The sequence below is a fragment of the Mesorhizobium sp. NPDC059025 genome (assembly GCF_042739655.1).
Classification (GTDB): domain Bacteria; phylum Pseudomonadota; class Alphaproteobacteria; order Rhizobiales; family Rhizobiaceae; genus Mesorhizobium.
In genome coordinates, this window is the sequence record NZ_JBHYIM010000002.1 from 387,376 (window position 1) to 410,610 (window position 23,235).

General features: G+C 58.8%; 19 protein-coding genes and 1 pseudogene. 12 read left to right on the plus strand and 8 right to left on the minus strand.

Going from position 1 to position 23,235, the window contains the following annotated elements; all coding sequences use genetic code 11:
• Positions 1 to 12 precede the first annotated feature (12 nt).
• Complete coding sequence (locus ACFWYE_RS06120; RefSeq protein WP_379110204.1) at positions 13 to 6,339, minus strand: RHS repeat-associated core domain-containing protein; 6,327 nt, start codon at positions 6,337 to 6,339, stop codon at positions 13 to 15.
• A gap of 180 nt (positions 6,340 to 6,519) precedes the next feature.
• Here ACFWYE_RS06120 and ACFWYE_RS06125 point away from each other — a divergent pair, with 180 nt between their 5' ends.
• The 3 genes from ACFWYE_RS06125 (at position 6,520) to ACFWYE_RS06135 (ending at position 9,754) form a co-directional block, all read left to right on the plus strand.
• Entirely contained in the window at positions 6,520 to 6,765 is a 246-nt protein-coding gene (locus ACFWYE_RS06125; protein ID WP_379110206.1) for a hypothetical protein, read from the plus strand.
• Between the two features lie 505 nt (positions 6,766 to 7,270).
• Positions 7,271 to 7,501 carry a hypothetical protein gene (locus ACFWYE_RS06130; RefSeq protein ID WP_379110208.1) on the plus strand — a complete coding sequence of 77 codons (231 nt, stop codon included), beginning with the start codon at positions 7,271 to 7,273 and terminating at the stop codon, positions 7,499 to 7,501.
• 324 nt (positions 7,502 to 7,825) lie between these two features.
• Positions 7,826 to 9,754, plus strand: a complete 1,929-nt coding sequence (locus ACFWYE_RS06135; RefSeq protein ID WP_379110209.1) for an acyltransferase family protein — start codon at positions 7,826 to 7,828, stop codon at positions 9,752 to 9,754.
• A gap of 518 nt (positions 9,755 to 10,272) precedes the next feature.
• Here ACFWYE_RS06135 and ACFWYE_RS06140 read toward each other — a convergent pair.
• Entirely contained in the window at positions 10,273 to 10,662 is a 390-nt protein-coding gene (locus ACFWYE_RS06140) for a hypothetical protein (RefSeq protein ID WP_379110210.1), read from the minus strand.
• 735 nt (positions 10,663 to 11,397) lie between these two features.
• Between ACFWYE_RS06140 and ACFWYE_RS06145 the strand changes: the two genes are divergently transcribed.
• Entirely contained in the window at positions 11,398 to 11,757 is a 360-nt protein-coding gene (locus ACFWYE_RS06145) for a hypothetical protein (RefSeq protein ID WP_379110212.1), read from the plus strand.
• A gap of 351 nt (positions 11,758 to 12,108) precedes the next feature.
• Here the strand turns inward: ACFWYE_RS06145 and ACFWYE_RS06150 are convergent.
• Positions 12,109 to 12,462 (minus strand): annotated as a pseudogene (locus tag ACFWYE_RS06150) (Arm DNA-binding domain-containing protein); the annotation flags it as partial.
• A gap of 434 nt (positions 12,463 to 12,896) precedes the next feature.
• Between ACFWYE_RS06150 and ACFWYE_RS06155 the strand changes: the two are divergent.
• Together ACFWYE_RS06155 and ACFWYE_RS06160 are read left to right on the plus strand one after the other, a co-directional pair.
• Positions 12,897 to 13,832, plus strand: a complete 936-nt coding sequence (locus ACFWYE_RS06155) for a DUF535 family protein (RefSeq protein WP_379110213.1) — start codon at positions 12,897 to 12,899, stop codon at positions 13,830 to 13,832.
• A 57-nt stretch (positions 13,833 to 13,889) separates the two neighbouring features.
• Positions 13,890 to 14,228, plus strand: a complete 339-nt coding sequence (locus ACFWYE_RS06160) for a hypothetical protein (RefSeq protein ID WP_379072459.1) — start codon at positions 13,890 to 13,892, stop codon at positions 14,226 to 14,228.
• Positions 14,229 to 14,254: 26 nt separating this feature from the next.
• Here the strand turns inward: ACFWYE_RS06160 and ACFWYE_RS06165 are convergent, their stop codons facing one another.
• Positions 14,255 to 14,836 (minus strand): NUDIX domain-containing protein, encoded by a 582-nt coding sequence (locus tag ACFWYE_RS06165; protein WP_379110215.1) that lies wholly within the window; start codon positions 14,834 to 14,836, stop codon positions 14,255 to 14,257.
• Positions 14,837 to 14,989: 153 nt separating this feature from the next.
• Here ACFWYE_RS06165 and ACFWYE_RS06170 point away from each other — a divergent pair, with 153 nt between their 5' ends.
• Positions 14,990 to 16,093, plus strand: coding sequence for an NADH:flavin oxidoreductase/NADH oxidase (locus ACFWYE_RS06170; RefSeq protein ID WP_379110217.1), 1,104 nt, complete (start codon positions 14,990 to 14,992; stop codon positions 16,091 to 16,093).
• A 101-nt stretch (positions 16,094 to 16,194) separates the two neighbouring features.
• The gene (locus ACFWYE_RS06175; RefSeq protein WP_379110218.1) at positions 16,195 to 16,446 is read left to right on the plus strand and encodes a DUF2188 domain-containing protein; all 252 of its coding nucleotides are present in this window, start codon (positions 16,195 to 16,197) and stop codon (positions 16,444 to 16,446) included.
• A 13-nt stretch (positions 16,447 to 16,459) separates the two neighbouring features.
• On the opposite strand, the gene ACFWYE_RS06180 is transcribed toward ACFWYE_RS06175, so the two are convergent.
• The 3 genes from ACFWYE_RS06180 to wrbA all read right to left on the minus strand — a co-directional run bounded on the left by ACFWYE_RS06180 (position 16,460) and on the right by wrbA (position 19,043).
• Positions 16,460 to 17,440 carry an alpha/beta fold hydrolase gene (locus tag ACFWYE_RS06180; RefSeq protein WP_379110220.1) on the minus strand — a complete coding sequence of 327 codons (981 nt, stop codon included), beginning with the start codon at positions 17,438 to 17,440 and terminating at the stop codon, positions 16,460 to 16,462.
• Between the two features lie 312 nt (positions 17,441 to 17,752).
• Positions 17,753 to 18,175, minus strand: a complete 423-nt coding sequence (locus tag ACFWYE_RS06185) for a hypothetical protein (RefSeq protein WP_379110222.1) — start codon at positions 18,173 to 18,175, stop codon at positions 17,753 to 17,755.
• Positions 18,176 to 18,443: 268 nt separating this feature from the next.
• Positions 18,444 to 19,043 carry an NAD(P)H:quinone oxidoreductase type IV gene (wrbA, locus tag ACFWYE_RS06190; RefSeq protein ID WP_379072469.1) on the minus strand — a complete coding sequence of 200 codons (600 nt, stop codon included), beginning with the start codon at positions 19,041 to 19,043 and terminating at the stop codon, positions 18,444 to 18,446.
• Positions 19,044 to 19,320: 277 nt separating this feature from the next.
• Between wrbA and ACFWYE_RS06195 the strand changes: the two genes are divergently transcribed.
• The 4 genes from ACFWYE_RS06195 to ACFWYE_RS06210 all read left to right on the plus strand — a co-directional run bounded on the left by ACFWYE_RS06195 (position 19,321) and on the right by ACFWYE_RS06210 (position 22,502).
• On the plus strand, positions 19,321 to 20,061 hold the full coding sequence (locus ACFWYE_RS06195) for a competence/damage-inducible protein A (RefSeq protein ID WP_379072471.1): 741 nt from the start codon (positions 19,321 to 19,323) through the stop codon (positions 20,059 to 20,061).
• Between the two features lie 116 nt (positions 20,062 to 20,177).
• Complete coding sequence (locus ACFWYE_RS06200; protein ID WP_379072473.1) at positions 20,178 to 21,008, plus strand: universal stress protein; 831 nt, start codon at positions 20,178 to 20,180, stop codon at positions 21,006 to 21,008.
• Positions 21,009 to 21,255: 247 nt separating this feature from the next.
• On the plus strand, positions 21,256 to 21,753 hold the full coding sequence (gene gpt, locus ACFWYE_RS06205; protein WP_326895764.1) for a xanthine phosphoribosyltransferase: 498 nt from the start codon (positions 21,256 to 21,258) through the stop codon (positions 21,751 to 21,753).
• A 257-nt stretch (positions 21,754 to 22,010) separates the two neighbouring features.
• Positions 22,011 to 22,502: an NUDIX hydrolase gene (locus tag ACFWYE_RS06210; RefSeq protein ID WP_379072475.1), complete on the plus strand. Its 492-nt coding sequence runs from the start codon at positions 22,011 to 22,013 to the stop codon at positions 22,500 to 22,502.
• A 15-nt stretch (positions 22,503 to 22,517) separates the two neighbouring features.
• Here ACFWYE_RS06210 and ACFWYE_RS06215 read toward each other — a convergent pair whose 3' ends face one another.
• Entirely contained in the window at positions 22,518 to 22,880 is a 363-nt protein-coding gene (locus ACFWYE_RS06215) for a hypothetical protein (protein ID WP_379072477.1), read from the minus strand.
• Between the last annotated feature and the right edge of the window lie 355 nt (positions 22,881 to 23,235).

Sequence of the window (23,235 nt, forward strand, 5' to 3'; positions counted from 1 at the left end):
ATATTGTGCCCATTACTCCATTCCAAACGTGTCAATTCGATTACGATCAGTATCCGGGCGACTTGAAATGTCATCTCGGATCGACTTCTGTTGCGCCTTTGTCAATCCAGAGCCATCAATTGAAATCTTATCAACGCTTTTTCGAAGGTGGCTGGTTACAGATCTAGAGAATTTAGACGCGTCGAAAAAGCGCTCCGGCACAGGCCCCATTGCATCATATGTCGTACCATTTTTTGGATTCACAAAGTCCGCTGAAGGGTCTTTGCTCCTGACCACATCAACGCCCAAGTGCCGGGAAAGGCGGGCACCATGCAAGGCTTCCGGCGTCTGGAAACCTTTTACGGGATCAGTTCCCCAATGTGAAACCTGATCTCTAGTAACGGAATACCCAGCAGCCCCCAAGGTAGCCATGGCTGTACCTACAGGATCATTCCCTGGGCCGGGACTACCAGCTCCTCCGCCGGCATCGTCTTCGGGACCAAGTGGTGGACCGCCATTATGGCCGATACCGGCCATGTTCGACAGCCCGTCAACGGCTTCGTTAAATTTATCCTGAAGAGCCGAGCCAAATCCCTTTCCAACAGAACCATTTAGTTTCCCATCATCATTGATGTCAGCAACGCCATAGCCAACCGCAGCTGCGATAAGCCCTCCAATGACTGCGTCATCCGCGATTGCGATGTGTCCGTTGTTGTCTGCTTTGTTGATCGGGTCATTGCGAGCATAAGCATACCGATTGGTCCCAACACCCGGCAGTGTCGGATCCCAATCATCCGGCGAAATGAAGCGTCCCAGCACCGGGTCCATATACCGCGCGTTGAGATAGAGCAGGCCGGTCTCTGGATCGAAGCGTTCGCCAATATAGCCCTTCTGCGTCTGGAAGCCCGAGTTCAGGCGCTCGCCATAGGCGGCATAGCCGGTGCTTTCGACAACCGCACCGGCCGCATCGGTGACGATGCGCACCGAAGCCAGGTGATCCCGGTGCAGGAAGAACTTGGCGCCGTTCACTACCTTGATGTCGGGATTCGGATAGCGGGTGTAGTAGCTAAAGCGGGGGGTGACGGGCTGAATTTCTACGTCCGCTGTCGGATAGAGGAATATTCCAAACTGGCCAGCCTTCATCACCCGCGCACTGTCGGGACCGTAGTAGTACGTGGTGGGATTTGAGCCGGCGACTTTGGTTAGCCGGTTGGCTCCATCCCAAGTCATGGTGCGAATGCCGTCCGACAAGGTGTTGCCGTTGGCGTCATAAGCAAAGGACCGCGAGCCGACGCTAAGCGGAGCATGCGGACGCGGTGCCGAGGCTGTTGGATAGACGTAGCTGCCCGAGACCCGGCTGCGCGAAAGCATGTTGCCGTTGGTGTCGTACCCATAGCTTTCGTTGAGGGCGCTGTTGGCACCGTTGGCCGCGGTCATCAGCCAGTCGACGTTGTTGTAGGTATAGCTCCAGTCGTCTGCCGTGCCCGCAGCATCGAGTGCCGTTGGCGCACCATTGATACTGATGATCCGACCGGCGAGATCACGCGCGTAGGTGTTGTCCATCAACACCACACCACCTGACGTCGTTGTTATGATCCTGTTCAACCACCGGCGCGTCGGGGAGTAGCTGAAACTCGTCTTCACGCCATTGGCATAGACGATCTCGCGCGTCTGATTGTCGGCCTCGTAAGAGATCGAATTGATGTAACCGGGAGCTGAGAAGAGCAGGTTGCCGGCGGTGTATTGCAGCGGCGCCGCACTCGTTCCGAAATCGACTGGGTCAGGAGTGTATTGTTGCCGGACTGATAACCCAGATACATCTCTGGCCGTAACAATGGTGCTGGAGGCTCCTTCATAACCGCTCGTCAGTTGGTACTGAACCTGGCCAAACGCGTCATATTTGAACTGATGAGATACGGCCCCACCTGCCGACGACGTTAGTTGGCCGATATTGTAGGAACCTGCTTCTTGGTCATCATAGCGGTTTTGAGTGATTGTGACGGGCGCTCCACCTGGAAGTGTCGCCCTCTTCTGAAGCAGGCGCCCCATCTGATCATAGATGAGCTTGGTGACGGCTCCCCGAGCATCTGTCTGTTCCACGAGCTGATTGCCAGCGTCGTACTTGTAGGTCCAGGCTCCCAGATCGGGATCATTGGCAACCAACCGATTGCCGACCATGTCATAGGTGAAAGCCCACGACGATAGTTTGTTATCCAGCAACCGTGTTAACCTGCGGAAGCGGTCATAGGTGCGATACTGGCTATCGTAGGTGCCATCCTGCATCGCCACCTGGATGCAGATCACGTCATCCCAGGCGCTGAAGAATTGCGACGATCCCCGGCCCAACTCATCAACTTGATAGATTGACCTGAACGGGACGTTGCCCACCCCAGTGATCGCAGTCCCCGCGTAGAGATGATAGCTGAGGTTGCGGCCGGAGCCGTCCGGGTTTTCCATCCTGGTTGGACGGTCGTTCCAGTCGTAGTTAGTTATCGACCACTGCGGTGTCTCACCGACGAAACTTGCGACCGACCTGCGCTGCACATTGGAACGCTGATCATATTCGGTTTGCACAACTCGCAACGGACTTGTGGTGGTCTCTCCGGGAGTGGTCTGCTTGTAGACACGTCCCAATCCGTCGAAATACGATAGGGTGGCTACCTCGCCGTTACCGCCACCCCTTGGAACGGTTGTCACAAATACCTGTTGTGTCGGATTACCTTCCGAAACAACGGCCGTTCTCAATTCGTAACCGGAAACAGTGTTTCTCGCTCTGCTTTGCCGACAGAAAGAATCGTATTCGTATCTCGTCGTGACCCCATTCCAATCGGTTTTTTGGTAGGGCTTACCGCAGACTGGCTCGTATACTGTCGTTGAGACAAATCTCGGATCACTTACCTGAGCCGTGCCGGGCATAAAATACTTTGGCGCACGCTCAGTGACCGGATAAATATGATAGGTCGGATCGTAGTCCCATTCTCTACGGTTGCCGAGACCATCCAACATGGACGTTCTATTGCCGTACTGATCGTAAGTGTATGTCTCGGATGCAAATTTCTGAGGTGACGAATAGAGGTCCTGGAAGCTGCGCTTCCATGTCAGGTTGCCTCGTGTGGGAGCAGCCATGTTGTCAGTTTGGCCATCATAAAAATAATCGGCATAGCTCAGATACGGCAACGACCAGTCATGGCCGGCCTGAACCGTCTCTGCCCGTTCTCTTGATACGATGTAAGCTGAGGTGTTGGGCGTTACCTGATGGTAGCCGGTCCTGGTCTCATCACCGGCGACATCCAGCCGTCCAAAGTCGTCGACGGTCGTCAGGTTTCCGAACTGATCAAAGTAGCGATCAACCCGCGTTGACAGCGAAATGCTGTCCGACCAAGTGGTGACGGTCCGAACGTTGAGTGCAGAATAGGGCTTGGTCGTCGCATTGACCTGGTAGGTTTCCCAGATCTGCTTTCGAACATTTCCACTACCATCCTTGATGGTGGTCATCTCTGGCAGGCCGTAGGAGGCAACGTCCTGACGGTAGCTGGTAGCGACGGTTGGCCGGCCGCTTTCGCCATTGGCGGATGGTTTGGTTTCCTGCACCCAGGCAAAGCCGAGGAAGCGACGGGCGATCGGATCGTATTTGCCACCCCAGTAGCTGTAGTCGGTCACCGCAACCTGGCCGCGACCGTCTCCGACCGAAAGCTTCGTCACCGCATGTATCACTTGCGGCAGATAGGTGTTCTCCCATCGTGAGGATGGCGTGTAGTCGACGGCAACTGTACCACCCAGTTCCGTCGTCACAGAGCGCAACAGGTTCGGGGTGCCTGTGCCCGAGTTGGAAAGGTAGACGATGTCGACAAAGCTTCCTGCACCATTGCGGTTGATGAAGTCGGGCAAGCCATCGCCGTTGAAGTCACCGATGACCGGTGTCGCCGTCAGCGAGAATGGCGTGAACTGAACCGCCGTATAAGCCGAACCGGTTGGCTGAAGTGAGAACACTGCAGCCGCGCCCATTTTCGGGTAGCTGATTTCAGGCCCGGGTGACGTGGCAAAGGTGATCAGGTCCGCCCGGCCATCATTGTCAAAGTCGCGCAAGGCCCCAGTTCGGGAACTGCCGGCGGTTGCGGTGTAGGCTTGGAACCCCTGACCAGTCGAAAGCCAGATCGCGACCGCACCTGCCCTGTAACGAACAATATCGCTCGCACCATCGCCGTTGACGTCCGCAAGGACGCAAGGACCAATCGGACCAGCGTCGGTTCCAAAGTCGACCGTCGCGCAACTGATACCGATCGAAGCAACGGTCTGCCAGGTACCGCCAGACAGGTAGCTCTTGTAGAGCGTGGCGGTATACGGATCATGGAACAGCGGAGACTGCCGGCCGTTGCCGAGGAAGTCACCGACGCCGATCAGCGGATCGCCTCGCGTTGTCGGAATGTTCGAGGGATAGGAATAGACCGTATCGACGCCATCGCCATTGTCATCGGCAACAAACCGATACATCGACGGCGCGCCGGGAGTGCTGCCGCTTTGCCTTGGCAAGGCAGCACAAACGGCCTCATAGCCCGGAGGCGGGGTAACATTGATCCCGTCGCAGGGCAGCTTGGCCATCCCGAGTTGGGCGTTCGTCTGCACTATAGAACGGGCAGTCGAGTAGACAGGGCGGCCATTTGACCCGGTGCTGCTGGAGGTAACCGCGTCGGCAAAGTCCGCCGTTTTCTTGCCCGCAATGAAGCGGCCGGCTTGAGAGAAATATGGCGGGTTGTTGGAGCCTGCGTCCGGGTTCTGGAGTGTCTCCAGGGTCACCGACTGGCTCGTGGCGGTGCCGTTCGTCGTGAACTTGAAGAGATTGCGGATACGACGGGTACCATAGACAGGATCCCGCGGCGTCCCCATGTTGACCTGGCCAGTGTTGTCGCCGAACAGGTCGTCGACACCATCAAGATCGAGATCGTTGGCCTGAGCATTGCTGTTGATGCTGGCCGTCGGCCCCGAGCCCGATGCACCAAAGATCGAGACGTTTGATGTGCTGAAGGCCGCCGCCGTATCCTGATAGCTCATCCGGACGTCTCTGCGCCCGCCGTAGTCTCCTTCGCCACGGGACACCCTGTACAAGCGCGAAGTATTGGAGAACGGCGCTTGATTGTAACTGAGCGAATAGACGCCTCGCTTCTTGCCCGCGACGTAAATCCAAATCTCGCCAATGAGCTGTTGAGTTACAGAAATGCCTCGACCGTTCCCCATCAAGATCGGATCGGGGCGGGCGAACCGCACGAACTTGACGGTAGTGCCGTTGTAGACAATCGTTTCAGGATAACAGACCGGCATATCCGGACAGCTGTAGTTGTAGCTGACCATGTTGCCGTTGGTGTCGGCAACGGAGCTGAGCATCCAGCGGTAGGAATAGGCAAGACTGGCGTCAGGAGCTGAAGTGCCGGAGATGGCACCGACCGACTTGAAGGTAGAGACAGTGCCGTCGCGATCAGTCACTCGCCATTCGTTGACGCTGCCGTCGAAGACGATGCGCCGGTAGGATTCATTCTCCGTAGCATGGGTACCGCCCGCCGAGCAGGATGGCGAGGAAACACCCGAGCCGCAGGCAATCAGCGGCATGCCATTGAGCAGGAACACGTCGGAACCATCAAACACCGGCATGCCGTAGCCGGGGCTGGCCCGCTCGATCACATCAATGCCGTCCAGACCCCAACCATAACCCAGCCAGCCCTGGTAGAGTCCGCCAAGCTTGGTCTTGCGTGAGGAATCGTAGGTCAACGAAAGCTTCGGCTCGAGGCCACGGAAGGCCGAAACATCGATATCAATCGAATAGCCGAGACTGCCGTTGGAAGCCCGGCTCGGCAGATCCACCTTGGCGGGGGCTCCAACCGCTTCCGGATCTTGGCCAATAGAGCCGCTGCCCGAGGTAGCCGCAGCCATCGCCGCTGCCTCGGGAGCCGCCTTCTGTTCCGCCTTGGCCTTGGCGGCATCCTTGTTGCTGCCTTTGTCCTTCTCTTCAGCGGTTTTGGTTGAACCATTGCCGATCTTGGCGGCTGCATCAGGATCGCGATCCTGAGAGGCGGTCCCCTTGGCGTCATCCTGGCTGTTTGGCTTCGCTATGCCGCCGCTCTCATCCTTGGCGGATGTCGAAGCCGCGCTATTGGGCTTGCCCTCGACAGACTTGCCGCCGGCTCCGAATCCGGCACCACCATTGCTGAAACCGGTGCCGACCTGCGTCGTGGAACCCGAACCTGGTGCGCCAGACTGAGTGGATTGAGCAAAGGCCTGTCCATCACCGGACCAGCCTGCAGGACCGGGACTGCCCGTACCAAGAACCCCTGCGACGACAAACGCCACGCCAAGCAGCAACCGAGTCATCAGCCCCTCCGAGTCCGGTTGAGGAGAAGCTAGCCAAGACGACCAACTTGCAAATGACGAAGTCGTTGGGCCAATACGAATATCCACAGGGCTGATGTACTAGTGCGCGCAGTTTACTTTCTGTTGGTCGCTTAGACATCCCCTCGTTGACCGGCTCACAATTGGCGATACAGTGCCACCATGTGGTTCAACCCGCCTAAGCGCCAGGATCCATATCCAGATCGGCAAATCGACTGCCAAGAAGCGCTTACGCCCGGGTTCGACGTTCTCTTTGAAGAACTGGTTGCCGTCGGTTGGACACGCGAGGAGTTGCGCGCCGCCTTCGTGGCGCTCCTTTCAGCCAAAGACCTCACCCAAGAAGCAAATGCCGAGCTCGAGACCGAGCTTGCGATCATGAGGGCGCGTATGCGGCTACCGAAACCATGAACGCGTTCTTCGGTTTCATCGCGGGAACGATGCTTCGCTTCGAAGGCAAGTCAGGGCGCCATCAAATCCTCCGCACATTTGCCTTCGCTGTCTACATACTGGCGATAGCTGGGCTTTGGGCGCTGTACAGATATGGCCTGAAGCAGTGATCCCGCAGATTGGGCTCAAAGGATACGATGGAGAACAAAAGCCGCAATAGAGGATAGATGGCGAAGCCACGCAAGCTGCAGTCGGGGCGATCGGGGTCACGGCAGAGCTATTCGTCATCGAGGTCTGGGACGACATGGGGACCTACAGAGACGTTAGATAGCTGCCCGGGGTCCGCACGCAAATCATCACACCACCCAAGCCCACGCTGCATGATATTCCCGGAGGCGCGCCGCGCTCTTCGATTGGTTCGGGTACGTTCCGCGATTCCATGATGCTGAACTGCTTGAGATCGCTTTCTCCGGCACAGGAATCGGGCTCCTGCGCATACATGCCTGGAACAAGACCGATCAGGTGGATGCCGAGGGCTCTTATTTCCGACAAGCACGCGACGGTTACTCTCGCTCTTGATGGCCTGAAGACGATCGAATTGGACGATTTCGAAATGCCGGCAATCATCTTTGATCTGCAGATCACCAAGGTCGACGAGAACTACCGCGTCGAGTGGAGCGCGAGCTACGGGGTGGAGGGCTTCATCACTGCCAAGCAGATGCGGGTTAGCCTCGAACCTGGAAAACCCGGCTTGTAGCAGCTGCCACAGGCTCTAGGACGAACGCGACGCTCTAATTTCCGCTCCAATGCTCGCCAGAGCGTCAACGGCGGGCTGGTACGACCACGCATACGGCGCGAAGCGCTCCTGCTGGGCCTAGTAGAACCTCACCCACTGTTCATATTGCGAAATCGGATACTCGAAGTACGACAAGGCTTTTCGCAAGTCGCCAACGGGCAGTTGGCGCGCCGGGGGCACATTCGTCATGATCGACATCCTTCAGGAAAATGTTTTGGAGCCTGTCAGTAAGTGGAAACGCAGCAGTAGATTGCGCACCAGACTGGCTGCAGATATTGGGGCGATATGAGATCAAAACACGACGATCGGCCAGATATTGATGGCCTCCGAGCGATTGCAGTTCTGTGTGTGGTGTTCTTCCATTATGGCGCGAACTGGCTACCGGGAGGCTTCGCCGGTGTTGACGTGTTCTTTGTCATTTCTGGCTATCTGATCACCAAGCAGCTTACTGAGAGCATCGATCACCACCGCTGGCTTTGGCCTGTGCTTTTCGATTTCTACGGACGACGCATCCGGCGCATTTTCCCGGCTCTTATCGTAGTGCTTGCCGCCACTCTAGCCGCTGGCTGGTTCCTATTGATCCCAGGCGATTATCAGACAGCCGGCAGCAGCGCGGCATATGCCACAGTTGGCTTCGGAAACCTCCATTTCTACTGGAATACCAGCTACTTCGACCGATCAGCCGAACTGCAACTTCTCATTCACACCTGGAGCCTTGGGGTGGAGGAGCAGTTCTATCTGGTTTGGCCTGTGCTTCTTTTCGGTCTTCTGATGACAGTGCCGAGGCGTTGGACTTCGCTCATCATTACGCTGATGATTTTGGCTGGTCTCGCTTACAGTGCCCGAACAGTAGCGGTGAACCCGAAAGCCGCTTTCTATTTGCCACAGTCTCGGGCGTGGGAACTTGGCGCAGGCGCGTTGCTCGTCTTTCTGCCCACCATAACAAATCGCCTACTTTCCGAAGCGACTGTTCTGGTAGGACTGGCACTTGTGTCTCTCTCGGTCTTCACCTTGCAAGGCAGCGAAACCGCTCTGGGTCTTTCGATGGTTCCAACAGTGCTCGGCTCAGCGCTGATTGTCTGCCGGAAACAGGGAACTATCGCCAGCAACATGCTGGGCTCAACACCATTCCGGGGGATTGGGCTGATTTCGTACAGCCTCTATTTGTGGCACTGGCCGATCCTCGTCTTCTATCGGCTGACGCATTTCGAGCAGTTGCCGACGGGTGTCGATCTGGTCGTGCTGCTAGCGCTTACCTTCGGCTTATCATACCTGAGTTACCGATTCGTCGAGCTCCCAATAGTGAAGAAACCTGTGGAGTGGGCTCTCCCCACGATCCCAGCAGCATTGGCCGTCGTCGTCGCAGGAAATGCCGTCGCGAGCCAAGAAGGCTATCCGGAACGTCTCACGACCGAAGCCGCCGCCCTGTATGCGAGCACAACTGATTTCAGCAAGCACCGGCCCAATTGCCATCGCAACGATAACTTCCAATTGCCGCTGGAGAAAAGCTGTGCGTTTGGAGCACAGTCGGCAGCGCCTACAGCCGCTGTGTGGAGCGACAGCCACGGTGTCGAGATCGCAGATGCCCTCGGTGACATCGAAGCTCCAAAGGGCAAGTCAGTGGTGTCGCTGACCTATAGCTCATGCCCGCCTTCGTTGGACTATGCATCTCCGGATCATCAGATCGGTTGTAGGCCATTCAATACTGATGCGCTTGGGTATCTGCTCGATCGCCCTGAGATTCGAACCATCATAATGACGGCATTCTACGAGTATTACCTCGGCAAACCCGAAAGTGATCGGTTCGTCACAGGGTTCGAAGCCGCTGTTTCAAAGCTATCTGAAGCCGGGAAACGCGTGATCCTCATCGCCTCGAACCCGGTCACCGGCTACGCAATTCCACAAGCCGCGGCTAGGTCGGCGATGACGACCCCGAGACCAGAAATCTCACTGCCATTAACCCAACTTCGACGAGAAACGCAGGTCTCTCGAGATCTGCTGGACACTCTGGCACGCAGGTATCGGAACGTCGAAGTCGTCGACCCCGCGGATTCCTTCTGCGCAGATCAGACCTGCTCTATGATCGCCGAAGGGAAACCCCTTCTATTTGACGACAATCATCTGACGCTGACGTCCGCAAGGAAGATAGCCGCCAAGATCAGTCTGGCCGGTCCAGCCGTCACAGGCACATCAACAAGCGAGAACGTGAAATGACAAATGATCGCGTCCGCCGAGAATTCGCCACGCTGGTAGAAGCTTACGTGAGCGCAACCCGCACAATCTTCTAGCTCGTTGTACCCCCTGCCTTTGTCGGTTCTTTCAGCGTGTCCGATCAAGTCGAGCATTGGGCAGTAGACGGCATAAGCCTCCACGGCTCAAGCAGTGGTGCGTCCGTCATTTCTGATACTCCAGTTGTGGGATGCGGGGTCTATCGGGGCAGTGTAACTAGTTCCTATGCTTTGCCTACTCGTCCAGGCCGCATCGCATATCGCCAACTTTGGGTTGCTCGCTTTGGCAATAAGAAAGCTGCAATCCTGCGAGACGCAGTCTGCGTATTGTCATGCCGCAGCGATTGCCGCACCGGCGGGCAACGTTCGCGTTCATCTTTGATCCTGCCAAGTAGGCTATAGGGCTAGAGCAGCAGGCGAGCATGCTCGGAGCAATGGGCGATCGGCTTGCAATTGCGAATGCGAGCCGATCGAGACGTTATGCAACGTTGAGTTGGGTGGGTTTCAGTACCCGGCGGAGATAATCATCCGGTCATGCTGGAGGATTGTCATTGCTCCCCCCGACGACACCGCTTGCAACTGGATTGCTGTTCCCGCGGGGATATCGCCAATTTTCACCGTCCCCCCTGCGAGGGTCGTGGTCGTGGGCTTACCTGCTATCGGAAACGTATCCGTACCAGCCTTGACGAGGAAAGAGACATCGTAGTTGAAGGGCGACGTTTGCATGCAGAACGCTACTTCGACATCCTTCAACGGTTGCGGCGTCGTAAAAATGTCCCCCGCGAAATTTCCATGGAACCTCTCATAGTCTTCACCTGTGAGGCGCGCGGTAAAGCCGACTTTTGCCAACACATTTGCCGCCAGCACCTGATCGCCGGTGTCATACATCTGCATGATGTCCCGCTTCGAGAAATGCACGATGCCGCCTACGATCGAGCCGAGCCGTTTGCGGAAACCAGAACCGAAAGCGCAATCGTCTTGGAAAATATGGCATTGCGCGCTTTGTGAATAGATGTTCGCGTAGGTTCGGGCGGCTGGACCGTAAGAATTCCCGGCCCGACATGCAGGAGGCCGACATAGGTCGTATCGAGCACCTGCAAAAATTCGGCCGTGTTCTGCGAGTGATATCCGCGATAACCGGATATCTGGAACCGCGAGGTCGCGGATGACGGCGTCGCCAATGCCGCGAGATTGCGAACCTTTAACGGTGGGGAAGCCGTCTCACATGCCAGCGAAGCCAGGCGATGTGGAGGCTACAAAAAAGCCAACCCGATAATCGTTGAACGCATACAGCCCCCCCAAACCGTACAGTTTCTCGGAGAACAATATACTTTATTCTAAGCTGGAGGAAGTCTTATGAGCGCCCAAACGTCCGCTCACGTATTCTGACCGCCAGCTCCATAAACTGTAGCGTCGATCGAGATCGTCAGTTTCGCCGATCGACTCCCTCTTTCAAATATTTAAACTTGCGCGAAAAATTACAGCGCGCAATGCTTCCCGGAATGCTGGGGGCTGAGGGAATGAAGCAGACAATGCTGTACTTGCGTTTTTGTTAATCGCTGGCTGCCAAAACCCCCTATCAAGATATGGGGCTGATGGGCGGCGTCACAGCCGATCCGATAGGCGGCGATGTCTATCGTATCTCCGCGAGAGGTAACGGCTAAACAGACCCTCATCCAGGATTACGTGTTGCTGAAAGTTGCGGAGACCGCCCTGCAAGCAGGCAAAACCCATTTCATTATCATTGGCAGCCAAGACGCCAGCCGCCATGAATTTGGGCAGACGCAAGGCGTCGTGCAAACCAACGTTTACGGCAATACCGCCTTCACGACCTACATACCGGGAAGCGCATATCAGATTGTGAAGCCGGGGCAGGACCTCATGATCAAAATCGGAAATCTGACTGGGCCGAATAACATCGGTGCGTTCGATGCCGATGAGGTCTTCAATGCGATCAATCCCCGAGTCAATCGGCCCAAGAAATCGTAGGGGTACCGGGCGTGAGCTACTTCCGCAAATAGCTCTTCCGTCCACTATCCGTGAAGCAGTGATGCCCACCCCGTGGCCCGACGCAGTACTGCCCGGATCTGCATGAGCATGCGTTCTGGCCTGCTGAGGGAGCAAGCGCTGGGATCACTGAGTAATCCGGCCGCACCGGACGATGCCATGCCCATATCAATCGAGCAGTTCCGCTTGCTGGCGCTGACCGAACCGTCATTGCAGATGAAAATCCGCCCTTGGCAGTGGGATATGCCGCCCTGGCGTCCGCTGCACGGGGTGTTGGCAGCAGAGGCCACCAATGATAGCACGCTAACCAATAGTTCCAGCCTTATGCCGCTGCTTGCCAGCCCTGCCGGCGCCCTTCAATTCGGCTTTACGAGCTTCGAAAGCCTCTTCAGCAATGTCCTTCAGCATGTGGACGTTTCGGGCAGCCTGCCGGCGCTTCCGCAAACGCTACTTGATAGGGTCCATCCCCGCCCGAACCACCTTTCGTCAGTCGCTAGCCGTTTCCCGCGCTTCCTTAAGCGTTAAATGGGTTGCGGAGCCGAGACCCATATCTTTGCGGCGACCATGGATCGTAAAACGGAGCACCCATTGTGCGCCATTTTCGTGTTTGTAGAGCCAGAGACCACCTCCGTCGGCGTGCTTGCCCGTAGAAAGCGATCCGATGCCCTTCACGGTCAGTCGATCCATCACTTCCACGGCTTCGAACTCCCTGTTCTGACGTCCCCTGAAAATCCCCTTTCAATCGCGCGCTAGGCTGCAAAGAGATGATAAGGGGTGAAATGCCCTGATACTTCAAATAGATGCACGTCGTCCGCACCATCTCGACAAACAGCTTTCAAAACAAATAGATGGACGAAATTGTAATTGCTGGCCGAGGCTATCGACCGGCCTTCAATCAGCAAGAACTCGCAAATTCCCGGGCGGTTCACCCGGCAACCCTGATGCAGTTCCCGGGCAAAGCTTACCAATCCGTATGATCGCGGAGACGCGGCCGTAAGCTGGCAGGTCCATTCTGCCCCTCGGCATCATTCGAACGCTCACGCAGGCGGCATCGAAGCAGTCGCCTGCGCCGCAACTTGTCGCGCATCTCAATGATATCAGCGTCAGGAAGCGCGAACTCCATGACAGCCCCCGATGACCCGCCATGTGCCGCGCTTCCACGCAGAAAACACTCGTTGCCCCGTCAGCAGTTGAACAGATGGATCCGTGCGGGGAAACGGGCACTCGTACGGCGGATATTCTGGCGGGAAATCTCCGCCATCAACGACGCACTTAGCGCAGAACCATTTTGTCGTGTCCTTCAGGCCTATCCTGAGATCCCGTTCAAACCGGTGCGACCTTACCTCGTCAGCGGCCTCAATCCCGCCCAGCGCGCGGCTGCGGTTGTTGGACACTATGCGGCGGCGTTTCGCCTGCTGAAGACCGAGGCTTTTATCGAAAGCCACATCGCAGGCAAGCAGCTGCTGTCACTGCAAACCGCAGTGGGCGGCATCACGGTAGACCTCACGGGCCAACAGGGACTCTACCGCGAAGGCGAGTGGCGGCTTTTAGCGTCATGGGACGGGCGGGCAGTCATGGAGGTGGCACTCGCGATCGTCGACAGTCGTCTGCTTGGCCTTGGGGAAATGGGGCCAATCCTCTGGATTGGCGCGATCAAGACGGCGGCGGCCGGCGCACACGGGCTCGAGGATGCCAGGACCTTGACAAAAAGCCTGGCTGGCTTGCGCCCTAAAAGCCTTTTGCTGCTCGTGGCACAAAGCCTGGCTGGTGGCCTTAAGCTTTCAGGCGTTTTTGCCGCCTCCAACCGAGGTCATGTGTTTGCAACCGATCCCGGCCTGCGCCGTCGTGTCCTGGCGGATTATGACGGTTTCTGGATGGAATCCGGTGGCAGGCGGGTGGCCCCCACCATCTTCCAACTCCCGCCGACAAAGATCCGGCGCCCTCAGAATGAGTACAAACCCAACAAGCGAGCGCAGATCAGGCGACGACACCAACTTGAGATCGAGATCGAACGAAGTGTGCATGAAGCACTCCTGCCGTTGCTGCACCAACGGTAGCCGTTCGACCTTTTCGAGATGGTTCCCTTTCGCGAGCGACCTTGCTAGCCTGTCGCCATGAAAGCGATCGCCCCGAAGCCTCTGGCAAGCGCGTTTCTGCTTGGCCTGCCCTTGCTGGCGGGCTGCGGCTCGATGAGATCGGTCGATCCTGCACAATATGCATCGATGAACTGCACCGAACTCAATGTCGCGCTTGGCGAACTTGCGACGGGAGTGACCTCCACCGCACTCAGCCGCGCCAACATCTCGAATACCCGCATCCCATTCTGGCTGCCAGGCGGACGGAAAGCGGTTTCCGTGCTCAAGGACCGACGGACGGCGGATATTGAACGCCTGCAGGCACAAGAGGCAGCCATCGAGGCCAGCCGCAGGCAGCGTTGCCCGCGGGAACTTTGAGCATCAGCGCCTGCCTGCATCGCCTTCTAGACGAACAGCCCCGGGTTGAGCTTCAGATACTGCAGCAACAGGATGGTCTTGGCGTCGATGATGCGCCCATCGGAAATAGCAGCAATTGCTTCCTCGACCGGCATCTCGAGTACCTCGATATCCTCACCCTCCTCCGGCGCGCCTCCACCGTCGGAAATGCGATCCGCCGGCGAGTAGCGCGCAGCAAACAGCCATAAGCGTTCCGTCACGCTGCCCGGGCTCATAAAAGGCGTGAACACGAGCTTCACGCCGTCGAGCCGATAGCCCAGCTCTTCTTCCGCCTCCTTGCGGATGCAGGTTTCTGCGTCATCCTTGTCAAGCAGACCGGCACAGGCTTCGATCAGCGGCTCCTTGTGCCCGGTGACAAAGGCAGGCCAGCGAAATTGCCGCACCAGAAGCACCGTGCCGCGGTCGGGATCGAAAGGAAGTATGGCGGCGCCATCGCCGCGATCGTAGGTCTGGCGCACCTGCGTCTCCCAGACGCCGTCACGGCGGCGGTAGTCGAAGGTGGTCTTTTTCAGGATGGCCCAGTCGTCGGAAAGGATTTCCTGCGAACGGATGCGGATGCGGTCGTCCATGCTTGCCTCGTCTTGGGGGATGCGATGGGATAGCGTGCGACGGGCCAGACCGCAATGACATCCGGCCGCTGGGCCAACAGGCTGCATTGCAGACGATCTGGCGCGCGAGCCAGCTCTCGGCCTAGAGAGAAGACCGCATCAACCGGAGCCACCATGACTGTCGCCCTCTTCCAGCCCATTTCGCTCGATGGCCTCGAATTGCCGAACCGCATCGCAGTGGCGCCGATGTGCCAGTATTCGGCCGACGATGGCTCCGCCACCGACTGGCATCTCTACCACTGGATGAACCTCGCCCTGTCGGGCGCAGGCATGATCACGGTCGAAATGACCGATGTCGAGCGGCGCGGCCGCATCTCGCATGGCTGCCTCGGCCTGTATTCGGATCACAACGAAGCGGCGGCCAAGCGCACATTGGATGCTGCACGCCGTGTCGCACTGCCCGGTGCCAAGTTCGGCGTGCAGCTTGCCCACGCCGGGCGCAAGGCATCCTGCCAGCGCCCTTGGGAAGGCGGCGGCCCACTGAAGCCGGAACAGGATCCATGGCCGGTCGTCTCGGCTTCGGCTGTGGCTTACGACGCCGGCTGGCAGGTGCCTCATGAACTCAGCGACGAGGAGGTGCTTGGCGTGATCCAGCGCTTTGCCGACGCGGCAAGGCGCGCCGAACGTGCCGGTTTCGACTTCATCGAACTGCATGCGGCTCATGGCTACCTGATCTTCCAGTTCCTCTCGCCGCTTTCCAATCGGCGCACGGACCGCTGGGGCGGTTCCTTGGAAAACCGCATGCGTTTTGCGGTGGAGGTCGCCAAGGCTGTGAAAGCGGCAGCGCCAACGCTGATGCTGGGCGCCAGGCTGTCGGTAAAGGAATGGGTGGATGGCGGCTTCGACGTGCCGGATGCGATCGAAGTGGCAAAGGCGCTGAAGGCAGTTGGCCTGGCCTATCTGTGCTGCTCCAGCGGCGGCAACTCTCCGCTTCAGAAATTGCCCACCGGCGCCGGCTACCAGGTGCATCTTGGCGAGGCGGTGCGCAACGCGGTCGGCATCACCACGCGCACCGTCGGCCTCATCACCGATCCGGAGCACGCCAATGCCGTCGTCAAGGACGGCAAGGCCGATATCGTCGCCCTTGGGCGGGCTTTCCTGGCCGATCCGCGCTGGGGTTGGCGTGCAGCAGCGAGCCTCGGTGAAAAGATCCACCCCGCGCCACAGCTTGCCCGTGCCGCCACCACAATGGAGCATTGGATCCGCGACGAGGATTAAAACTTGCCCTCCACTTGCCGGCTAAGGCCGCAAGAGGTTGAATTCCGTCTCGAAGTGCAGGAAAGTCTCGGTTGTTAAGAGCGCCGTCACCGGAGGCTTTCATGGCGAAGTTGACCTACACGATCGTCGAGCATGATGGAGGGTGGGCCTACAGGGTCGGCGACACCTATTCGGAAACCTTTCCGAGTCATTCAGATGCATTGCAGGCAGCCAGGATCGCTTCTTCCGAACAGCGGATTGCCGGCCAGACCGATGGTATCGAGTATGAAGATGCCAACGGGAAGTGGCACTCGGAACTCGCTGACGGACGTGACAGGCCGGAAACGGAAGTCCGGGACGACCCCGCGGCCTGACAACTGAGGACGCTCAGGCCGAAACGCTCCTGTCGAATGCGCGATCGGCAATACGACGGATGAACGTGGTCACCTGCTCTGGGTCTATGAACTGCGGCATGTGACCGAGGTTTTCCGCGATCTCCAGTTCCAACCCCTCGATCTTTTCCTTGACCGGCGTACCCTGCACTTCGAGCGAGATGATGGGGTCGACCCCACCGAACAACAATCCCGACGGCATCTTGATCTCGTTGTATCGCTCCGACAGGCGAGGCAGATCCATCTCGATCACCGCGAAATCGGTTGCGCTGGCATAGTAGTGGCTGGGGCGCAGCCCGATAAAGCCGCCATTCTCGGTCATGTAGTTTTTCGGCGGCGGATGCGGCGCGAAGATCAGGCCCATCGTCTTCATGCCATATTTTAGCCCTGCCGGCGCCGAGACGGTATGGGCCAGAATGAAACGCTTCAGCGGCGAGGAGACGAACAGCGCCTTGAACTCGGGCCTGAGATCGACCTCCTTGTGGGTGAGCGCCGCCAGGAGCACGAGGCCGGAGATCGCCTCCGGATGCTCGACGGCGATCGCCAACGCCACCGAACCGCCCAGCGAATGGCCGACGATCACAGGTTTTTCGAGGCCCAGTCTTTCCATGAAGGCGCAGACGATATCCGCCTGTTCCGGCAACCGGCCGGTCGAACCCCGTGCGCGTGTCGAATAACCGGAACCCGGGCGGTCGAGTGCGATCAGCCGATAGCCTGGCCCAAACACCTTGAACAGCGGGTGCGTGAAATGGTGCAGCTGCGCGCCGAGCCCATGCAGGAAAACGATGGGAGGCCCTTCACCGACGTCGACGTAGTGGATGCGGTTGCCTTTGATGTCGATGAACTTGCCGGCGGGTGGCATGGTGCGCTCGACCCAGGCGACGATGCGGCGTGTCCTGAAAACGAAATAGCCGACGACGGCAAGGCAGGCGACGACGATGGCGGCCAGAAGCCAAAGAAGCACGGTCAGCAACATCAGCGACCTCTAATCCAGAGCTCGTCGCATATCGAGGTTTCTGGATTGCCGCTGTCAAGACAAGCCGAGCCGCGTCAAACGGCAAAGCCCCCATGCACCGGGCAAAACTGTGGAAATCCGGGCTGGCGGCAGCCCGGATTTCCTGCTGGTCCGTAAAGCCCCGCCCAGGAACCAGACCACGCCGTGTCAAGTTAACAAACAGGGCGCGGCCTGGGCATACGGCAAATGACGTATTTCGAAGCGTGGCTCACAGATAAAATCGATGGGGCCGGCCATAAACAACAGTCGGCGTCACCGCCTGCGTGGCGCGGGCTATCGCGGGAAGCTCGAGCTGTATCCGTCGGGATAGTATCCGCCGTCGCCGCCATTGCCGTTGGGTGTCGCTTCGCCGGTGGCGGCGCGAAGGCTTTGCGAGACATCATCCAGGCGGGCCAGCAGCGCGCGCGAACCGTTGCCGCGCGCGGCCTCGCCGCGGATCTGCCGCGCCTCGGACCCCAGTTCACGCGCCTTCGATGCGTCGATGAGATTGAGCTGTTCGGCATCGCGGATGCCCTGCCCCACGCCCTCGGCCTGGTTGTAGATCGTGCGCGCCATGGCAGCGTCGGTGCTGGATGCTGCAACGGTGTGAGCCGACATACGGACGTGGCGATGCTCGGCGGCCAACGCGCCGCCGGCAATCGGAACCACGGCCGCAACCGAGGCCAGGAGAAGAAGCCTGGAAGAGAAAGAAGACATGGTTTGTTCCTCTGCGATTGGAACAAGCGACGTCCACTCCGCAGCCCGTTCCGCTGCTGGACCGTCTGGTTCCACCTGTCGCGATTTGTTTGCTCGCCGGAAGTTCCCGATCCGCGGAGGAGAAATGCGGCTTTGCGAAGGGCGTTCCAGCCTCACGGAAATATCATCGGCCGTGATGAAACCGAGAGTGCGATGCTTCCGGCTTCCGCGGAAAAAAGCGGGCGGCTCGCACGAGCCGCCCGCCTGCCTGATGCCAGCCGTGAGACGCTCAGCCGAGCAGCTTGGCAGTGATTTCGGCCACACGTTTCCCCTGGAAGCGCGCGCCTTCGAGTTCCTGTGCCGAGGGCTGGCGCGAACCATCGCCATCCGCGGTCGTCGTCATGCCGTAGGGGGCGCCACCGCGCACCACATCATTGCCCATCTGCCCCTGATAGGCGTAGGAAAGCGGCACGATGATCATGCCGTGATGTTGCATCACCACCTGCGCGTTGATCAGCGCCAGCTCCGCACCACCGTGCTGGGTAGCCGTCGAAACCATCACCGATCCAACCTTGTTGAGCAGCGCGCCCTTGACCCACAAGGGGCCGGTCTGATCCAGGAAGTTTTTCATCTGGGCAGCCATCGCACCGTAGCGCGTGGCGGTTCCCAGGATAATGGCGTCGTAATTCTCCAGTTCGAGCGGATCGGCGATCGGCGCCTCCTGATCGAGCTTGTAATAGGCTGCCTTGGCGACAGCTTCCGGCACCAGTTCGGGCACCCGCTTGATGGTCACATCGGCACCAGCTTCCCGTGCACCTTCGGCAGCGGCCTTGGCCATCTGCTCCATATGTCCCCAGCTCGAATAATAAAGCACCAGTACCTTTGCCATGCATGCATCTCCAGACGATTGAACCAAGGGAACGCCGTCGTTCCGTAGCGCCGCAATCTAGTGCCCGGACCGTTCACCGGAAGCCGCCAAATCTGACACGCACTGTTCACCGTTTCAGGAGCATTGCCCGCGTCCGGCCGCCGCGCTATTCGACTGAGGCGATTTCGAAGAATTATTGCTGCTGCCGGTGGTGGCCAACCGTCCGTCAAACGCGATCTTCGGCCAAAATCGATGCAATAATTCTTCGAAATCGCCTGAGTTCAATCCGGAGTGCGCCATGCCAGACATTGTAACAGCCGCCATGATCATCATCGGCGACGAGATCCTGTCCGGGCGCACCAAGGATAAGAACATCGGCCACCTTGCCGACATGATGACGGCGATCGGGATCGACCTGAAGGAAGTCCGCGTCGTGCCGGACGACGAGGCCGAGATCGTCGCTGCCGTGAATGCGTTGCGGGCTCGCTACACCTATGTCTTCACCACCGGCGGCATCGGGCCGACGCATGACGATATCACCGCGGATTCCGTTGCCAAGGCATTTGGCGTTCCTTGTGAATATGACGCCAAGGCGCTCGCCTTGCTTGCCGACAGCTATGAGAAGCGCGGCATCGAGTTCAACGAGGCCCGCAAGCGCATGGCACGCATGCCGCGTGGCGCCGAGCACATCGACAATCCCGTTTCCGTCGCGCCAGGCTTTCGGATGGCCAACGTCCATGTCATGGCCGGAGTCCCGTCGATCTTCCAGGCGATGCTGGACAACGTCGTGCCGACGCTGAAGACCGGAACCAAGCTGCTCTCGGCCACGGTGCAGTGCCCCTATGGCGAAGGCCGGATCGGCGGTCCGCTCGGTGAAATCCAGAAGGCTCATCCCGACACCATCATCGGCTCCTATCCGAAATATGCTGACGGCACGTTCTGGACGGAACTGGTCGTGCGTGCCCGCTCGCCCGAGGTTCTGGAAACCGTACGAGCCGAGGTCGAGGCCATGGTCGCGGAGCTCGCCAAGGAAGGCTGAGTTTGCTGGCCGAGCGGGAACCTGTCCTATATCCTTGACGTTGTGGTGATATCTGAGCCAGCACTGAACTATCCGGCGCGGACGTCGGCAGCGGTCAGAAAATGCAGGAGGGCTCCATGCCGTTCAAGACCATCGTCGCCATCGTACAGAGCGAACAGGATGCGGAGCGCGTGCTGGATGGCGCCATCGCGCTGGCCTCCCGCTTCCAGGCCCACGTCATTGGTGTCCATGCCGAAGCACTGCCGATGCCGTACACCTCGGCCACCGGCTTTCCGGACACCGAATTCATGCAGGTCTCGGCTGACCTCAACAAGGAACGCTCGGCGAAGCTGCGGACGGTCTTCCAGAAGAAACTGCAGCCTTCCGGCCTCTCCTTCGAGTGGCGGGCCGAAGAGACATTTTCAGGCGATAGCGCGCTCTCCAGCCTCGCCAGCGTGCGCGCCGCCGACATTGTGGTCGCAGCGCAGCGCGATGCCGACAGCGACACCAATGCCGATATCGGCTCACTCGTCTACGACGCAGGCCGACCTGTGCTCGTGGTACCGCATGCCGGGCCGATTGCCGCCAGTTTCCGCCATGTGATGCTGGCCTGGAACGGCAGCCGCGAGGCGGCTCGTGCGGCCTTTGACGCCCTGCCCTTCATGATCGAAGCCGAAAAGGTCGAGATCTTCGTGGTCGATCCCGGCGAGGACAGCGACGAGGAAGGGCTGGGCGGCGCCGGAATTGCCGCGGCGCTGACCCGCCACGGCGTGAAGGCCAGCGTGGCGACAAGGCAGGCAAAGGGCGGCACCATCGAGGACGCCGTACAGAACCGCCTGATCGAGACTGGAGCAGACCTTATCGTCATCGGAGCGTACAGCCATTCCTGGCTGCACCGGCTGCTCTATGGCGGCGTGACTAGAACCGTGCTGCGCTCCTCGCCGGTGACCGCCTTCCTGTCCAGGTGACGATCACCTTCCGGGGAATTGCCCCAAAAGACCTTGCGACCTGAAGGCCGTTTGAGTTCGAACGGAAGAACAAAGTCCGGGCTGGTGAAACACGCATCGGCGGCCATGCTCGCGTCATCGCCGTGGATATCGGGGCACGGGATGACCGCACCAACTCCAAGCCTCTTGCCAAAGACGCGGCTTTCCGGCTAATTCCGCCCGCATTCCTCAAATCCTGCGCGCGGCTGGCGCGCCTGCGGAGTGCGTGATGTCCCTTCCCGAAAAGGCCTTTCCAGTTTCCTGGGATCAGTTCCACCGCGATGCCCGTGCGCTCGCCTGGCGGCTGTCCGGCGTCAACGGGCAGTGGAAGGCGATCGTCTGCATCACCCGTGGCGGCCTGGTCCCCGCAGCGATCATCTCGCGCGAACTCGGCATCCGCATCATCGAGACCGTCTGCGTGGCTTCCTATCACGACTACACGTCACAGGGGCAATTGCAGGTGCTGAAGCAGGTCGATCCCTCGCTGCTCGCCGAAGAGGGAGCAGGCATCCTGATCATCGATGACCTGACCGACACCGGCAAGACCGCCGGTATCGTTCGCGCGATGATGCCGAAGGCGCATTTCGCTACCGTCTACGCCAAACCGAAAGGCCGCCCGCTGGTAGACACGTTCGTGACCGAAGTCAGCCAGGACACGTGGATCTACTTCCCCTGGGACATGGGCTTCACCTACCAGAAGCCGATCGCCGACGACCACGCCGGCTAGACGACGCAGGCAACTTTTCTGTTCCGCTGGTTCGGTTGTCACACCTCCGAATCACGACGGTTGCGTGCGCCAGGGCCACCTGTTTGAAGGGCCCCTCCGGGTGACTGCGTCGCTTCCTGAGCCCGGGAGTCACAGTTTTTTCCGCATTCCGGGCCCTTTCGTGGAACTTGTGTGCGTTTTTTACTTTTGTTTCGCAAAATAGCGCCCATATTTCGTGAGACGGCAAAGAAGTTTCGGTTTCTTGCGGTGACTTTCGAATGTTGAACGGACCTCTAGCGAACGCCAATCTGGCCGAAAGGGTAAGAAAACTTTTCGGCACGGTTCCGTTGCGCCTTCAGGTTGCTGCGCTGCCCTGGCGCCGGCACAACCGTTCCATCGAAGTGATGCTGATCACCAGCCGCGATACCGGTCGCTGGGTCCTGCCCAAGGGCTGGCCGGAAGCAAGAGAGCCTTTGTGCGAGGCCGCCGCGCGCGAAGCGGGCGAGGAAGCAGGTTTGACCGGCACCGTTTCCACGCTCGAAGTCGGCCGTTATTTCTACGCCAAGGCCCTGTCGACCGGGCAGCAGGTACCCTGCGAAGTGCTGGTTTTTCCGCTCAAGGTCGTTGATGTCGCCGCCAAGTGGAAGGAGAGGCATGAACGCGAGCGCAAATGGGTGACACCCGTCCAGGCCGCCCGCATGGTCAATGAGCCGGATCTTGGCCTGATCATCGCCCATTTTGGTGAGAACCCGAAACGCTTCGCGGCCTGAGGCGATTGCGCGAGATCAGGCGCCTTCGCCGAGTGGCGCCATGCGCTTCGCACTCTTGCCAGACCATTCGCGCAGCATCTTGAGTGCCGCCGCCTTCAGCGGCTTCCACTCCAGCTCGCCACCTTCGCGCAATTCGTCGTCCCATTGCTGGGACAAAACCACGTTCTCGAAACCGCTTTCCGAGTCATCCTCGTTCAACGGCCATTGCGTCTGCGTGGACCCAGGTACCAGGATGCCCCCCATCGGGGCGGGTGCATAGTCGCAGACCGACGGGTCGCAGCATTCATCGACCAGTGCGGCAAGCAATATAAGTGATGGCGCGACAAACAACCCGACGACCTCGCGATCAGCGGACTTGCGGACGAAATAGGCCTTCAACTGTCACCCCAGTTGCGTGACGGCTGTTCCCTCTCAGCCATATTCCCCCGCGCCTCTTTTACGCGTACGGGCCGAACAAGCAAGCCATTGCGCATAAAATCCTGACGCCAGCAATCATTTTGCCAGGGGCGCTTTCTCCCCATTATCCACATATGTGACACACAATATGTTGGGGTCACAAAATCTACAAAAACGAACCCTTGACGCTTAGGAGCGAGTCGACTTTTATAGGTCATGTGCTCGCGTTTCGGGCGCGACCGGAAAGTTTCGAGCCCGGTCTTTTTCCCAGGAATTTGTGCGTTTTCGCCCGTTTTCCGCCTTAACCACTAGGCCGGCGGAGGCGTGGCGTTTGTCG

Bases quoted from the DNA above. Each gene is read 5' to 3' on its own strand.
- ACFWYE_RS06120 (WP_379110204.1), bottom strand. From the start codon at position 6,339: ATGACTCGGTTGCTGCTTGGCGTGGCGTTTGTCGTCGCAGGGGTTCTT.
- ACFWYE_RS06125 (WP_379110206.1), top strand. From the start codon at position 6,520: ATGTGGTTCAACCCGCCTAAGCGCCAGGATCCATATCCAGATCGGCAA.
- ACFWYE_RS06130 (WP_379110208.1), top strand. From the start codon at position 7,271: ATGCCGAGGGCTCTTATTTCCGACAAGCACGCGACGGTTACTCTCGCT.
- ACFWYE_RS06135 (WP_379110209.1), top strand. From the start codon at position 7,826: ATGAGATCAAAACACGACGATCGGCCAGATATTGATGGCCTCCGAGCG.
- ACFWYE_RS06140 (WP_379110210.1), bottom strand. From the start codon at position 10,662: ATGCAGATGTATGACACCGGCGATCAGGTGCTGGCGGCAAATGTGTTG.
- ACFWYE_RS06145 (WP_379110212.1), top strand. From the start codon at position 11,398: ATGTCTATCGTATCTCCGCGAGAGGTAACGGCTAAACAGACCCTCATC.
- ACFWYE_RS06155 (WP_379110213.1), top strand. From the start codon at position 12,897: ATGACAGCCCCCGATGACCCGCCATGTGCCGCGCTTCCACGCAGAAAA.
- ACFWYE_RS06160 (WP_379072459.1), top strand. From the start codon at position 13,890: ATGAAAGCGATCGCCCCGAAGCCTCTGGCAAGCGCGTTTCTGCTTGGC.
- ACFWYE_RS06165 (WP_379110215.1), bottom strand. From the start codon at position 14,836: ATGGACGACCGCATCCGCATCCGTTCGCAGGAAATCCTTTCCGACGAC.
- ACFWYE_RS06170 (WP_379110217.1), top strand. From the start codon at position 14,990: ATGACTGTCGCCCTCTTCCAGCCCATTTCGCTCGATGGCCTCGAATTG.
- ACFWYE_RS06175 (WP_379110218.1), top strand. From the start codon at position 16,195: ATGGCGAAGTTGACCTACACGATCGTCGAGCATGATGGAGGGTGGGCC.
- ACFWYE_RS06180 (WP_379110220.1), bottom strand. From the start codon at position 17,440: ATGTTGCTGACCGTGCTTCTTTGGCTTCTGGCCGCCATCGTCGTCGCC.
- ACFWYE_RS06185 (WP_379110222.1), bottom strand. From the start codon at position 18,175: ATGTCTTCTTTCTCTTCCAGGCTTCTTCTCCTGGCCTCGGTTGCGGCC.
- wrbA (WP_379072469.1), bottom strand. From the start codon at position 19,043: ATGGCAAAGGTACTGGTGCTTTATTATTCGAGCTGGGGACATATGGAG.
- ACFWYE_RS06195 (WP_379072471.1), top strand. From the start codon at position 19,321: ATGCCAGACATTGTAACAGCCGCCATGATCATCATCGGCGACGAGATC.
- ACFWYE_RS06200 (WP_379072473.1), top strand. From the start codon at position 20,178: ATGCCGTTCAAGACCATCGTCGCCATCGTACAGAGCGAACAGGATGCG.
- gpt (WP_326895764.1), top strand. From the start codon at position 21,256: ATGTCCCTTCCCGAAAAGGCCTTTCCAGTTTCCTGGGATCAGTTCCAC.
- ACFWYE_RS06210 (WP_379072475.1), top strand. From the start codon at position 22,011: ATGTTGAACGGACCTCTAGCGAACGCCAATCTGGCCGAAAGGGTAAGA.